The organism is Mycobacterium sp. IDUB_28 (assembly GCF_055419285.1).
This window is the reverse complement of record NZ_JBVAXK010000005.1, coordinates 15,516-29,123: the sequence shown is the minus strand read 5'-3', so window position 1 is coordinate 29,123 and position 13,608 is coordinate 15,516. Positions and strand designations below refer to the sequence as shown.

Below are 13,608 nucleotides of genomic sequence, written 5' to 3'. Positions count from 1 at the left end.
TAGCCTCACCACCCATGGGCATCGTCGGAATCGGGATTGACCTTGTCTCCATTCCTGATTTCGCCGAGCAGGTCGACCAGCCGGGCACGGTGTTCGCCGAGACCTTCACCCCGGGTGAGCGTCGCGACGCCTCCGACAAGAGTTCGTCGGCGGCGCGGCACCTGGCCGCCCGATGGGCGGCCAAGGAGGCGGTGATCAAGGCCTGGTCTGGTTCGCGGTTCGCGCAGCGGCCGGTGTTGCCCGAGGACATCCACCGCGACATCGAGGTGGTCACCGACATGTGGGGCCGCCCGCGGGTCCGGCTCAGTGGCGAAATCGCCAAGCACCTGGCCGACGTGACGATCCACGTGTCGTTGACCCACGAGGGGGATACGGCGGCCGCGGTGGCGATCCTCGAGGCGCCCTAGGCCCCGCTTCTGCGCGAGCAGACACAGAATCGCATCACGCGACCCGATTGAATGCGATTCTGTGTCTGCTCGCGGGGGGTGGTGAGCGTTGTGGCCATGCTGCAGCGGACGGTTCGCACGGAGAAGCTATTGCACATGCGTCGGGTTGCGAGTTACCATCCGAACGTACAACCTACTCCGCAGTAAGTTACTCGCTAGTTCGACCAAAGTACCGTGTCGAAGGGTCTGAGATGTGCAACCGTTGCCCGGTGAACCCGGTCGTCGCGGGCGAGACACCGCACTGGCGTGCCGCGTCACCGCCCTGAACAGTTGTCGCTCGGGCCGCGCGCCTGACGAATTCACTGCTGGCGGCAGCACCTAGTTAGTTCGGTCCCCGAACGGCTGAGTTGCATGCGATTTGGTTAATATTGCGCTCTGAATCCGGCGGATTCAGGGCTATTGAAGGTACCCGGATTTCAGCTATTTAGTAGAGCAAAATATGCTGTGAATTTCCTATGATACTTGACCCGATGTAGAAACAAGTGTTTAGTTTCGGGGTTGTACGGATGACCAGGGGTCATACCGGGCCTAGTCAAAGGAGACTGATATGTCGTATGTAGTGGCGATACCCGAACTCGTGCAGGCGTCGGCCAACGACCTTGCGGGTATCCAGTCAGCGCTGACCGAGGCCGCTGCGTCGGCTGCGACTGCGACCACTTCGGTGCTGCCCGCGGGCGCCGACGAGATTTCCGCGGCAATTGCTCAACTATTCGGCTCGCACGGGACAGAGTTCCAGGCAATCAGCAAGCAGCTCAATGCGTTTCATGCAAAATTCGCAGATCTGGTGGGTGCGAGCGCAGCGCAATACACTGCCGCTGAGGCCGCTGCGCAGTCGCTGCTCGGCGGGGTCAGCGCCGCCGCGGGAGCGTCTCCCCTGGAGGCGATTGCAACATTCGCCGGCGAGGTGGCGGCGCCGTACCAGGCGTTGTCGACGAATACCGCAGCGAACTTGCAGAGCCTGACTCGTGCCGTCTCGGCGAACCCTATGCCATTCCTACGGCAATTCATTGCCAATCAGGCCAGCTACCTGCAGACCATTAGTACCGGATTCGCCAGCGCCATACAGAACCTGCCCGCAACGCTGGGGAACCTACCGGTGGTAATTCACAACGCGCTCTCGGGTCTGGCTGATTTCCAGCCCGGTGCGCTGGCCCAAGGGTTCATTAATAACCAGATAGGCTATTTCAACACGATTTCGACGTCGTTGACAGCTGCCGCGCGCGACTTCGGCACCGGCGTGCAGGCCTTCCCGGCCAGTCTGCAGGCGGCTGGTCAGGCGTTGGCGGCGGGCGACTACACCAGCGCGGCGAACACTCTGGCAACAGGGTTCCTGGCGCCGTTCTTCACCGGCTTCAGCAGTGTGGTCCTGCCCACCGGTGTGGTAGTCGTCTCGCCGGTGGGTGCAGTCGGCGATCTCGGACCGATCTTCACCATCCCTGGGCAGATGGCACAGAACTTCACCAACCTGCTGCCGGTCGGTTCGATTCCCGCAGCGATATCGCAGAACGCCACCAACCTCATCACCACCATGACCGATGTCACTCAGTCGATCGACCTGGTAGCACCTACGCTCCCGCTGCATGTGGGCCTGCCGCTTGTGTTGGCGATTGACGCGATAGGTCCAGTGGTCACCACAGGTGCTGCGGCCCAGTCGAGTCTGGTGGCGGTCACGACCGCCCTCCAGGCGGGCAACATTCCGGGAGCGGCGGCGTCGCTGCTCGGCGCGCCGGCGGTGATTGCCAACGGGTTCTTGAACGGGCAATCGATGCTGACGCTCAATGTTCCGGTGGACATTGGTTTGGGAGTGCCGCTCAACACCTCGACCGGTCTGCCGTTGGGTGGACTGCTCACGCCGTTACAGGGCGGTCAATTGACACTCATAGAGGGCATCGATCCCTCGCCGCTCGGCGGCGCGCAGTTCGGCGGCATCATTCCGGGGCTGCTGAGCTACCTGCCACAGCAGCTGGCGCAAGCCATCGGGGCGGGGCCGCTCGCGTAACCGGTTGGCGCCCCGCCGAATTGCACTCTGTTCGGCGGGGCCCCGTGCGTTTCAGGTGCGTTGGTCTACGCCGGCCAGGCTGCGGGCATAGCCGGCGCCCATACCCAGCAACACCAGACCCACGATGATGAACGCCGCCACCCGAAAGATGCCGTCCAACGTGGCGAGGTCGAACAGGAACAACTTGGCGGTGGCTGCCGCGGTCAGCGCCAACCCTGCCGTGATCGCCTCGCTACGGTGGTCATGTCCAGACCGCAGGGCATACACGAAAAGCGCTGCCGCCATGCCGATCCAGCAGATGGTGGCCGCCATGTGCCCGGCCAGGAATCCGCCTCCGGTGCCACCGATCAGAACACCCGCAGTCACGGTGAACGCGGTCACGGCGTAGCCCACCGCTGCCGCCGCGATCGCGAGTAGTAGGCCCGCGCAGTCGGAGTTGAGGAAGACCCGGGTCAGCACGGATGCCAGAGCAACCACCAGCAGGCTGGCTGCCAGGGTGGACACCGCAACCGACGGCGGCGTCGTGCTGGCCCGCACCAAGGCCGTCAGCGGTGCGTAATGGTAGAACCACCCCGCCCCAATGGTGCCGAATCCTGTTGCAGCCCAGCGTGCTACGTCATTCCGACGACCGGCGATCGCAACCACGATAGCCAGTGCGAGCAGTAGCGGGCCCGCGACGTAGCCGTCGAACGCAACGGTGACGGCCACCAGTGCCGCGATCGCCGACCAGGCCGACCAGATCTGGCTGACGATGCGGGGGTGGTCGCCCAGCAATGTGACGGTGAGCATCGCGGCCGCCACCGCGGCGGAAAGAACCGCTGCCAGAACGTGATTCACTCCGACTGCGCTGGCCAGCACCGGCAAGGTACCGGCGGCGGTCAACAGTGCCAGTGCGGTCGCGTTGGTGGTGCTGGGCAGCAGCACCACGCCGCCGACGATGGCGAGTGTCGCCGCCACTCCGCATGCTCCGCCGACCAACCAGGCGTTGTCGTGGTCGTTGACCGCGACCAGTGCGAGGAGTAACGGCAGCGTCGTCGCCGCGGTGCGGGCGGTGTGCATCCAGATCCAGTCCTTGCCCAACTGCACCGGCAACGCGGCCGCCGACAGCGCCAACATGAAGCTGACCAGGAGCAGGTCGATACCGCGGGTGAGGACGGGAGCCAGGCCGATCAGTGGGATCAGCACCAGCAGCGCGAGATGCTCGGAACCCCACCGTCGCGACACAGCCAGACCCGCGCCACCCACGACGGCGGCCAGTACCAGTCCCAGCGACGCGGGGACCCACTTGTAGATGGTGACGACCGCGATCACATCCAGGTATTCCGCGGCAATACCGGTGGCGGCCAGGGCGATCGCACCGATCCGGCCGCCCGGGCGGCTACGCAATCGGGCAGCGACGCCGACGAGCGCGAGCGCCAGTGCGCTGCCGCCGGCCACCCGGATCTCCGGTCGTAACAGTCCGGCCTGCGCGGCCAGCACGAGCAGCAGCACCACGCCGATCAGCGTGACAGCTACACCGGCGACGGCCAGAACCTTGCCGATCCAACCGGATTGGGCCGTGTCCGGGCTGGCCGGGGCGACGGGCCGCGGGGGAGTGGGCGGGGCGGACGGCACGGGTTTGGGTTGACGCGGTGGGCGCGGTGGGCGGGGTGCGACTGTCGCCGGCCGCCAGGATTGGTAGTAGTGCTGCCAGTATGTGCCGGCTTGGTGCGGCGGGGCGACGGGAGCCGGCGCGACGGGCGGCGGGACGTATCGCGGTGCCGGCGGGACGGCGGTTTCCGGCGGCGTGGACGCGGGGGCGGAGATCAGCCGATCCAGCTGACTGAGCTCACCGGAAACTCGCGACATCTGCCGGGCGAGAGAGTCGAATTCTTGCGACAGCCGACTGATCACAGCCTGATGCGGTTGGGTCATGGTGACCCACCCTGCCGGGGATACCCCGGTGGTCGGATGAGTAGGACTACCCGAATCCGGTCATTGATCGAGCCCGTGCTCGATGGCGTAGCGCGTCAGCTCCACCCGGTTGGCCACCTGCAGTTTGCGGAAGGTGGCCTGCACGTGGTTTTCCACCGTCCGGTGGCTCAATGATAGTTTTTCGGCAATCTGCTTGGCGGACATGCCCTTTGCGACGAAGCGCAGTACCTCGGTCTCCCGCTCGGTCAGGCTGGGTCCCGCCGGCTCGGATTGCGGGCGCTGCGCGATGCGCCGGTATTCACCCAGCACCAGTCCGGCCAGACTCGGGGTGAACACCGCCCGTCCGGCCACGGTGGCTCGCACGGCATCGGCCAGTTCGGCCTTGGAGGCACTCTTGACCAGGTAGCCCGTCGCCCCCGCCTTGACCGCTTCCAGCACGTCGTCGCGTTCGTCGGAGGCCGAGAGCACCAGTACCCGGCTGTCGGGTGACACTTCAAGGACTTCCATCGTCGCCTGCACACCGTCGCCGTCGGACAGGCGCATGTCCATCACCACCACGTCCGGTTTGACCACCGCCGCCCGGCGGCGCGCCGACGCCACGCCCTCAGCGGTAGCAACCACGTTGAACCCGTCGTCTGCGAGATCCCGGGCGACCGCGTCGCGCCAGATCGGGTGATCGTCGACCACCATCACCGTAGGTGCCGCATCCTCAGCCATGCCGTCCCTCTCCCCGTGGCACTCTCAGTTCCCATTCGGTACCGTCACCCGGCCCGGTGGTCAGCTCGGCGCTGCCGCCCAACGCTTCCAACCGCCCGATGATCGACTTCACGATCCCGACGTGTCCCTGACTGACCGCTTCCTCCAGCCGTCCAGGTGCGATGCCCACTCCGTCGTCGCGAATGCTGACCGCGACCTCGTCGCCGAGGTCCTCCAGCAGCACGAAGGTGCGAGCCTCCGGACCGGCGTGCAGCCGTACGTTGTCCAGCGCGTTGCCGACCGCGGCATCCAGTTCGCCGGCCACGGCACTGTCCAGGGTCACCGGGGTTCCCGGCAGGCTCATCGACACGTGGTCGCACTCCCGGCAGCGCAGCAGCGCACGCAAATCGACCGTCGCCTCCGACTCGCGCTGCATGTCGGTGGAGGTGACCCACTTGCGCAGCGCGCGTTCCTGTTCGCCGGCAAGTCTGGCGAGTTCGGCTGTGGCACCGCCAATTTCGTGCCCCCGCTTGGCGACCAGCGCGAGTACCTGGACGACGCCGTCGTGGACCTGGCGGGACAGCCGCTCGCGTTCTTCCACCGCAGCGGACAGACGGGCCGCCCGCTGCAATTCTTCATGGGCGCGGCGCGCGGTCCGAGCCGCCAGACCTATGGCCAGCCCGACAGCCAGCTCGACGATGATAGTGGCGTTGCGTCCAAAGTTGACGTTGAGGTAGCCCTTGACGAATTCGCTGGTCGCCGCCACAGCCAGGCCGGTCAGCATGCCGCCGGCCGGTCCGAACTGCAGCGCCGCCGAGATAGTGGCGTTGCTGGCCCACAAGGTCGTGGGCCAGGTCTGATTGTTGTGCGCCCACTGGCCGGACGCAACGACCTCGGTCGACAGCATCAGCATCACGACCACCACGAGTTCGGCGATCACCCAGGCCGGGCGACGGCCGAACCCGCGCAGGTAGGCGACCGAACATGCCACGCTCCACCCGATCAGCACCGCGAACAGCGTCCAACCCAGCGCCGGATGGCGCAGATCCGCGCTGACCGCGATGTGGAAACCCAGCGCGTACAGGCAGCTCAACAGCCGGAACAGTTGCGCGGCCCGCCACAGTGGGGTGGTGGGATCGGGCCCGTCGGTGCTCACCCGGCAAGCCTAGAGCGGGCCGAGGGGTCAGTCGGTCCTGCCGTGCCCTCGCCCGCCGATGATCACTGGTCACACGACTCACCTCACGTCAGTGACACGGGCATGGCTAGCCTCGGAACCATGACTGATCTGGTGGAGCGGGTGCGCGCGGTGCTGCCTTCGGTGCGGCGCGACCTCGAGGATCTGGTACGCATCGATTCGGTGTGGGCCGACCCGGCCCGGCGCGACCAGGTGCACCGCAGCGCACAGGCGGTATCAGACCTGTTGTCGCAGGCTGGTTTTGGCGATGTGCGGATTGTCAGCGAAGGCGGTGCCCCCGCCGTGATCGCGCATCATCCCGCTCCGCCCGGGGCGCCTACGGTGCTGTTGTACGCCCACCATGATGTGCAACCCGAGGGCGACCGCGGGCAGTGGCACTCGCCGCCGTTCGAGCCGACCGAGCGGGACGGACGCCTCTATGGACGCGGCACCGCCGACGACAAAGCAGGCATCGCAACACATTTGGCCGCATTCCGGGCACATGGCGGTCAACCGCCGGTGGGCGTGACGGTGTTCGTGGAAGGTGAGGAGGAGTCGGGGTCGCCGTCGCTGGGGCAATTGCTGGCCGCCCACCGCGACGAGCTGGCCGCCGACGTGATTGTGATCGCCGACTCGGACAACTGGAGTACCGAGGTGCCGGCGCTGACGGTGTCGTTGCGGGGGATGGCGGACTGCGTGGTGGAGGTCGCCACCCTCGACCACGGCCTGCACTCCGGGTTGTGGGGCGGCGTGATTCCCGACGCGCTGAGCGTGCTGGTGCGCCTGTTGGCCAGCCTGCACGACGACGACGGCAATGTGGCCGTCGAGGGTCTGCACCAGACCGACATCACCGGCTTGAACTACCCCGACTATCCGCCGGAGCGGGCCCGCACCGACTCGGGCCTGCTGGACGGGGTGAGCGAGATCGGGTCCGGGTCGGTGCCGCAGCGATTGTGGGCCAAGCCCGCGATCACCGTAATCGGTATCGACACCACATCCATTGCTGCAGCGTCGAATACGCTGATTCCGCGGGCGAAAGCCAAGATCAGCATCCGGGTGGCGCCCGGCGGTGATGCGAGCGCGCACCTGGACTCGGTCGAAGCCCACCTCAAGCGGCACGCTCCGTGGGGCGCGCACGTCAGCGTGACTCGCGGCGAACTCGGCCAGCCCTACGCGATCGAGGCCAGCGGACCGGTGTACGACGCGGCGCGGGCGGCGTTCCGCCAGGCGTGGGGTACCGATCCCATCGACATGGGCATGGGTGGGTCGATCCCGTTCATCGCCGAGTTCGCCGAGGCGTTCCCACAAGCCAAGATTCTGGTCACCGGGGTGGAGGATCCGGGCACCCAGGCGCACAGCGTCAACGAGAGCCTGCACCTGGGCGTGCTGGAGCGGGCGGCGATCGCGGAAGCGTTACTGCTGGCGAACTTAGCTCCGGACCGCTAAACGCGAGACGCGGGAATTTCCGCGCAGCTGTGTGCAGGCGAGTTCCGTTGATCGCCAACCTAATTCGGTGGCGCTTCGGGTTGGAAGGGTGTGTACCACCACCAGTCGGCGCGTTCGCCGAGGGGTCCTTGGCAGGGTGGGACATCCGGTGGTGGTGTGGTGGGGGGTCGGGCCAGTGATCCGGGTGGGAGGGGGTGTCCGTCGTCGTCGGTGACGATGAGGTTCTCGGCGGTGCCGGTGATGGTGATCCCGCCCTGGTGATGTAGGCGGTGGTGGTAGGGGCAGACCAGGGCCAGGTTGGTCAGTTCGGTGGGGCCGCCGTCTTCCCAGTGCCGCAGGTGGTGGGCGTGCAGGCCGCGGGTGGCTCCGCAGCCGGGCACCACACAGCAGCGGTCGCGGTGTTCCAGGGCGCGGCGTAGCCGGCGGTTGATCTGGCGGGTCTGCCGGCCGGTGCCGATGAGCTGCCCGTCGCGTTGGAACCAGGCCTCGAAGGTGGCATCGCAGGTCAGGTACTGGCGGTCGGCGTCGGTGAGCAGCGGACCCAGATGCAGCGCCGCGGCGCGCTTGTCGACGTCGAGGTGCACCGCCACGGTGGTGCGCTGCCCGTGCGGGCGGCGGGCGACCTCGGTGTCCCAGCCGGCCTCGACCAGGCTCATGAACCCATCCACAGTGGTGGGCAGGGGCGGCGCGCTGGGCGCGTCGTCCTCGCCGTGGTCGCGTTTCCACGTCGCGACCAGGGCATCGAGATGAGCCTGCAACGCGGTGTCGAACACCGCGGCCTCGATGTGCGGCAACGTGATCCGCCACGTGGTCGTGTGTTCATCGCAGGTCTTGGTGATCCGCCGCCGCGGCTCGGGGGCGGGCCCGGGATCAGCTCGGGGTTCGAGCTTGACCGCGGTACGCAACTGGGTGACCGTGGCCACCGCCGCCAACTCCACATAATGCTCATCAGAGCCGTCCGCGGCGTGCTGGGCGATCACCCCCACCTGATCCAGCGACAACCGGCCCTCGCGCATGCCGGCCGCACACCGCGGGAACTGCTCCAGTCGCCCGGCGATCGCCGCCACCGTCTGGGCGTTGGCCGGCGACACCCCGGTCTTCCAGGCCACCATCGACGCCAGCGACCGACACCCGGTCATCCCCCACAACTGCTTACGGTCCACCTCAGCAGCGATCTCCACGATGCGCCCATCGATGGCATTACGCTGACCCGTCAGCTCCGCCAACTCCTCAAACAACACCTCCAAGCGCTCCTTGGGCATCAACCCGACAGGCTCAGCAACAGCGGCGGCAGACACAACACCATCACAGCACCGGGGTACGACAACTCCCGGCCGCCGGGGAAGGCTCGATCGGGCCTAAACCGACAAGTCCCGCCGCAGCTTCGCCACGTGCCCGGTGGCCTTCACGTTGTACTGCGCGATCTCGATCTTGCCCTTGTCGTCGACGACGAAAGTGGACCGGATGACGCCGGTGACCGTCTTGCCGTACATCTTCTTCTCGCCGAACGCGCCGTAGGCCGCCAGCACCTTGCGGTCCGGGTCCGACAGCAGCGGGAAGGTCAGCTTCTCCGCGTCGCGGAACTTGGCCAGCTTCTCCGGCTTGTCGGGGGAGATGCCGACGACGTCCAGACCGCTCTCGTTCAACTCGGCCAGGCTGTCCCGGAAGTCGCACGCCTGCTTGGTGCAGCCGGGCGTGGAAGCCGCCGGGTAGAAGTACACGACGACGCGGCGGCCCTTGTAGTCCGACAGCGACACCGTGTTGCCGTCAGCGTCGGGCAGGCTGAAAGCGGGCGCTGGGTCGCCGGGTGCCAGTCGTGTGGTCTCGGTCAAAGTGCATCCCTTTCTCGTCGCCGAAGCGTCGGCACTAGGGTAGTTGGTCAGTGCATCAGCTTGATTTGGAGGACAGACACGTGGCGGACCGCGATCCCGACACCATCAAGAAGGAGATCGATGTCGCCCGCGAGCAGTTGGCTGCCACGGTCGACTCGCTTGCTGAGCGGGCCAACCCGCGCCGCCTGGCCGACGACGTCAAAGCCAAGGTGTTCGAGTTCCTCAACAAGCCCATCGTGACGGTGTCACTGACCGGGGCCGGCGTCGTCGCCGTCATCGTGGTGATCCACAGGATCAGGAACCGCTGACCCGCTCAACGCGTGGAGTAACCGCCGTTGGCGAAGATGGTCTGTCCGTTGATCCACCAACCGTCACTGACCAGGAAGCGGATCAGCGAAACGATATCGTCCGGATCGGTCAAACCCGTCCTGGTGAATTTCGACAAATCGGCCGCCGTCTGGTTGAACTTCGCCGACTCATCGGTTTCCTGCCCGTAGAAGAAGGGCGTCTCCATCGGTCCGGGTGCGACGGCGACCACCGAGATACCACGTTCCCCGAACTCCTTGGAGGCCGCGCGGGTGAAGTGTTCGACGGGGCTCTTGGAGCCGGCATAGATCGAGTACAACCCGGTGTAAGCAGCCAGTAGCGAAGTGACCACGGTGACCAATTTGCCCTGGTCCGTGAGGTGCTTGCCCGCCTCCTGGATGAAGAAGAACGCGGCTTTGGAGTTGACGGCGAAGATCGTGTCGTACTCGTTCTCGGTGATGTCGGCGATCGGCTTCTTGATCACCATCCCGGCGGTGTTTACCGCGATGTCGATCGTCCCCAGGGCGGCCTTGGCGTCGTCGAACAGCGACGAGACCGCTGCGGCCGAGGTCAGGTCGCCCTGGAAGGCATAGGCCTCGGGTCCGGCGTCGCCTGATGGCAGCGACCGTCTGGTCCGCGGCTGCTCTGGTGGCGTCGCTGTTGTAGTGAATCGCAATGGCTTTGACGCCGCGAGTCGCCAGATCGCGGGCGAGCAGTCCGCCCAGGTTCTTGGCGCCGCCGGCGATCAGCACTGTCTTACCGTTCAGGCTGTGGTTGCTCATGACGCGAAACTATGTCGGCGGATATACAAATCGCCAACAGTGTTTAATGGTCGAATGACAACCGGAAGTTGTCCATGGTGAGGGGTTGGCGGTGTCGGACCACCATGCACCATTAGACCTGTACCGGCTGTCCCAGTTCATCGCGGTGACCCAACACGAGAATCTGACCGCCGCCGCCCAGCGGCTTCATCTCACTCAGCAGGCATTGAGTACGGCCATGCGCCAACTCGAGCACGCTATCGGCGTCAGCCTGTTCGACCGTCGCGGCCGGCGACTGCAGCTGACCCCGGCCGGGCAGAAGCTGCGCGAGGGTGCACCGTTGCTGTTGGCTGCCGCCGCCGCACTCACCGACGCCACGCGGCAGGTGGCCGCCGGCCGTCAGCCGCCCTTCGTCGTCGGACATACCCCGGCGATCACTGCCGAAGAGATCTTCACGATCATCGAACCGGTGCGCGCGGCGCTGCCGGAGGTCTCGGTGACGGCGCGACAGATGTTCCCCTCCGACATGCAGCAAGCCCTGCTCGATCGATCCATCGACGTGGGTCTGCGGCGCGGCGCCACCACGCCACCGGAGTTCGCCGGGGCGGTCATCGGTTACGACGAACTGCGGGTCGCGGTAGCAGCCGGTCACCCGCTGAGCAAGCAGACCAGCATCGCGCTCACCGACATCGCCGCCTACCCGCTTGTTGTGTGGGCACCGCCAACGTTCTCGTTCTATACGGACTTCCTCGTAGCAGCTTGTCGCCGTGCGGGTTTCGAGCCGACGGTGGTGGTCAACAAGATGCAGGGCACCCCGCCGGTCACCGCGGTCGTCGGCAACGACTACGTCGCATTGGTGACCGCGCCGGCGGGCCCGGCGTTACACGGTCGTGTCGAAGTGCGGGCCCTGGACGACCCGCCGCTAGTGCCCATTCAAGCATTATGGTTGCCGCACACCACATCTGAGGCACGGACCGCGCTGTTGGCGCGGCACTGAATCAGTGGCGCGCCACGAAAGTGCCCGGAGACCAGCGCCTTGAATCCTGCAATACCGTCGGCGGCGAACAGACCGGGCAGTTCGTGCCCCGGACCGGTCGACGCGTCGGTGACCAGGGCGGTCGTCATGCGTTCAGCCCGGTGCTGCTGGTGACGTGTACCGGGAGATCGTCGTTCCAAGGTTGCGTGGTGACCATGTCGTCGACGTTGACGTAACCGCGCTCGAATTCACCCGTCGCCGCGTCGACCAGCCGGTACTCCTGACGCTGAATGTGGATCGGCTGCGCGTCGAGGATCACCACCCGAACCTCACCGGGGGCGAATCCGCACCGCTGCTGCAGTGCCTCGATGAGGCACTCGTTGTGCATGTGCCCGTCGCCGAAGTTCCAGCCAACCGCCACCGCGCACAACATCTCGCCTTCACACAGGTTGTAGTCCTGCTCGTCGTAGCCGGCCAGCGCCCGGTGGACCAGGGTGAACAACGCGCGCCCGTGGGTGTTCATCCCGCGGAAGGCGTAGGCAAGATGGATGGGGACCAGGGTGTCCTCTTTGCTTTTGTACAACCGCTCGAGTTGCAAATGCTGCATCGGTCCCAGCGCGCGGGCGCCGATGCGGATCTTCTCGTCGGCCGACGGCTTCACGCACCACACGGTGGTGTCCCAGTTGCCGGCGTAGTACCGCATGCCGGGCAGGAAAGACACCTTGTGCGGGAACAGGTTTCCGACGATGACGGTGCCGACGAGGACCACGAACAGCACGGCGACCGGCAGCGGGTTGATGACACTGGCAAGTCCGACCGGCGCGTGCGCCACGAACAGCCACAGCACGCTGAAGATCATGAACACGTTCCACTCCAGTGGCACTCCCATCGGAAAGGCCAGCAGGATGTTCAGGTGGAACACGATCATCACGAACGCAGCGACGGTCGTCGGCCAGCCGCCGTGTGAGAAGAGCAGCGCCAGCGGCACCAGCCCTTCGATCGCGGTCGAGAAGTGCGCGATGAATCCCGACCACGCACCGGGCCGCAGATCGTCCGGGTAGTGCTTGAACAACGACGTCTTAAGGACGCCCGACGGGATGAACGGATTGTTGGCCAGCATGGTCGAGATCACGAACGGGAAGTGCCGGGTCAGCTTGGACGTGGCCGCGCCCATCCAGATCACCAGGCAGACCAGCTTCGCGGCGACCACGCTATCGGCACCGGAGAACAGGAACGCCAGCGCCAGCGGCGCGTAGACCTCGCCGCGCGCGGCCAGGAAGATCACCTTGTCCCGCAGGCCGAGTACGGCCAGCAGCGTCAGGATCGCGACACTCTGCCACCGCGGCAACACTCCGATCGCGGTGTGCAGGGCCGGGATCGGCCCACTCCCGTCAGACACCAGCGCCGTGACGAGCAGCGTGAGCAGTGCGCCGTAGAGTACCGCGTCGAGCGGAGTTCTGTTGTGGCCCTTGGTCAGCGGCACCCGGTCGGGCCACGGGGGCAACCGGATGGTGCCTGGCCGCAGCCAGTACAGGATCGAGCCGATCGGTGGGAAGTACCGCCCGGCCAGCGGTCCGAAGCAACAACCGAGCCCGACGACTTCGAAGAGCATGGTGAACAACACGGCCTTCTGGAACACGATGGGTTCGGTCCACCAGGCGGAGAGGTCGGTGAAATCGCCGATGCCCGCTGTGGACCACGCGCACACCCAGATGCCCAGGACGTAGAGCACGATCTTGACGCCGTACATAACATGCATCACCAGGGGAGTGCCGAAGCCGTTCTCAGCGATGTGGCGCATCATCGGGATCACCCGCTCGGAACGAGTCCGCTTGCTCCACTCCGCGTCGACGACGGGGAGGTTGGGCTGGATGAACCCCATAGCGACTCCTTCGACAGCGGCCGATTCTCGGTGAGGAAAAACTACCGGGTGTGGCGGGACTGGGGTAGTGCGTGTCGACTCAGCGGGACGCTTTTGCACCGGTTGCGATCAGCACGATCCCATCTGGCCGCCGGAGTTGCGGACGCCGCGCCACCGATCTCGGACTGAGACACCTG

At 66.1% G+C, this 13,608-nt stretch carries 11 protein-coding genes and 1 pseudogene; 5 read left to right on the top strand and 7 right to left on the bottom strand.

Translation table 11 applies throughout. From position 1 onward, the window contains the following. Positions 1-14 precede the first annotated feature (14 nt). The gene (gene acpS, locus ACZYZ9_RS11870) at positions 15-407 is read left to right on the top strand and encodes a holo-ACP synthase AcpS (protein ID WP_463826466.1); all 393 of its coding nucleotides are present in this window, start codon (positions 15-17) and stop codon (positions 405-407) included. 598 nt (positions 408-1,005) lie between these two features. Beyond that, entirely contained in the window at positions 1,006-2,445 is a 1,440-nt protein-coding gene (locus ACZYZ9_RS11865) for a PE family protein (RefSeq protein WP_463826465.1), read from the top strand. Positions 2,446-2,496: 51 nt separating this feature from the next. On the opposite strand, the gene ACZYZ9_RS11860 is transcribed toward ACZYZ9_RS11865, so the two are convergent. Genes ACZYZ9_RS11860 through macS form a run of 3 tightly spaced genes read right to left on the bottom strand, consistent with a single transcriptional unit; the run spans position 2,497 to position 6,211 of the window. Beyond that, positions 2,497-4,359, bottom strand: a complete 1,863-nt coding sequence (locus ACZYZ9_RS11860; protein ID WP_463826464.1) for a DUF2339 domain-containing protein — start codon at positions 4,357-4,359, stop codon at positions 2,497-2,499. Positions 4,360-4,419: 60 nt separating this feature from the next. After that, entirely contained in the window at positions 4,420-5,076 is a 657-nt protein-coding gene (locus tag ACZYZ9_RS11855; RefSeq protein ID WP_463826463.1) for a response regulator, read from the bottom strand. Then, the gene (gene macS, locus ACZYZ9_RS11850) at positions 5,069-6,211 is read right to left on the bottom strand and encodes a MacS family sensor histidine kinase (protein ID WP_463826462.1); all 1,143 of its coding nucleotides are present in this window, start codon (positions 6,209-6,211) and stop codon (positions 5,069-5,071) included. Before macS ends, ACZYZ9_RS11855 begins: the two co-directional genes overlap by 8 nt. A gap of 120 nt (positions 6,212-6,331) precedes the next feature. Here macS and ACZYZ9_RS11845 point away from each other — a divergent pair, with 120 nt between their 5' ends. Next, complete coding sequence (locus ACZYZ9_RS11845; RefSeq protein WP_463826461.1) at positions 6,332-7,675, top strand: M20/M25/M40 family metallo-hydrolase; 1,344 nt, start codon at positions 6,332-6,334, stop codon at positions 7,673-7,675. Between the two features lie 59 nt (positions 7,676-7,734). On the opposite strand, the gene ACZYZ9_RS11840 is transcribed toward ACZYZ9_RS11845, so the two are convergent. Both ACZYZ9_RS11840 and bcp read right to left on the bottom strand, forming a co-directional pair. Next, the gene (locus ACZYZ9_RS11840) at positions 7,735-8,973 is read right to left on the bottom strand and encodes an HNH endonuclease signature motif containing protein (protein ID WP_463826460.1); all 1,239 of its coding nucleotides are present in this window, start codon (positions 8,971-8,973) and stop codon (positions 7,735-7,737) included. A 60-nt stretch (positions 8,974-9,033) separates the two neighbouring features. Beyond that, on the bottom strand, positions 9,034-9,507 hold the full coding sequence (bcp, locus tag ACZYZ9_RS11835; RefSeq protein ID WP_463826459.1) for a thioredoxin-dependent thiol peroxidase: 474 nt from the start codon (positions 9,505-9,507) through the stop codon (positions 9,034-9,036). Positions 9,508-9,587: 80 nt separating this feature from the next. Between bcp and ACZYZ9_RS11830 the strand changes: the two genes are divergently transcribed. Continuing rightward, positions 9,588-9,815, top strand: a complete 228-nt coding sequence (locus tag ACZYZ9_RS11830; protein ID WP_463826458.1) for a DUF3618 domain-containing protein — start codon at positions 9,588-9,590, stop codon at positions 9,813-9,815. Positions 9,816-9,820: 5 nt separating this feature from the next. Here the strand turns inward: ACZYZ9_RS11830 and ACZYZ9_RS11825 are convergent. Next, positions 9,821-10,595, bottom strand: a pseudogene (locus ACZYZ9_RS11825) (SDR family oxidoreductase). A gap of 91 nt (positions 10,596-10,686) precedes the next feature. Between ACZYZ9_RS11825 and ACZYZ9_RS11820 the strand changes: the two are divergent. Further along, positions 10,687-11,571: a LysR family transcriptional regulator gene (locus ACZYZ9_RS11820; RefSeq protein WP_463826457.1), complete on the top strand. Its 885-nt coding sequence runs from the start codon at positions 10,687-10,689 to the stop codon at positions 11,569-11,571. A 124-nt stretch (positions 11,572-11,695) separates the two neighbouring features. On the opposite strand, the gene ACZYZ9_RS11815 is transcribed toward ACZYZ9_RS11820, so the two are convergent. After that, a complete protein-coding gene (locus ACZYZ9_RS11815; protein ID WP_463826456.1) occupies positions 11,696-13,432 on the bottom strand; it encodes a DUF3556 domain-containing protein in 1,737 nt (578 codons plus the stop codon). Between the last annotated feature and the right edge of the window lie 176 nt (positions 13,433-13,608).

What these genes read in the sequence shown, in the direction of transcription:
- acpS (WP_463826466.1), top strand. Translation starts at nt 15, where the DNA reads ATGGGCATCGTCGGAATCGGGATTGACCTTGTCTCCATTCCTGATTTC.
- ACZYZ9_RS11860 (WP_463826464.1), bottom strand. Translation starts at nt 4,359, where the DNA reads ATGACCCAACCGCATCAGGCTGTGATCAGTCGGCTGTCGCAAGAATTC.
- ACZYZ9_RS11855 (WP_463826463.1), bottom strand. Translation starts at nt 5,076, where the DNA reads ATGGCTGAGGATGCGGCACCTACGGTGATGGTGGTCGACGATCACCCG.
- ACZYZ9_RS11845 (WP_463826461.1), top strand. Translation starts at nt 6,332, where the DNA reads ATGACTGATCTGGTGGAGCGGGTGCGCGCGGTGCTGCCTTCGGTGCGG.
- ACZYZ9_RS11815 (WP_463826456.1), bottom strand. Translation starts at nt 13,432, where the DNA reads ATGGGGTTCATCCAGCCCAACCTCCCCGTCGTCGACGCGGAGTGGAGC.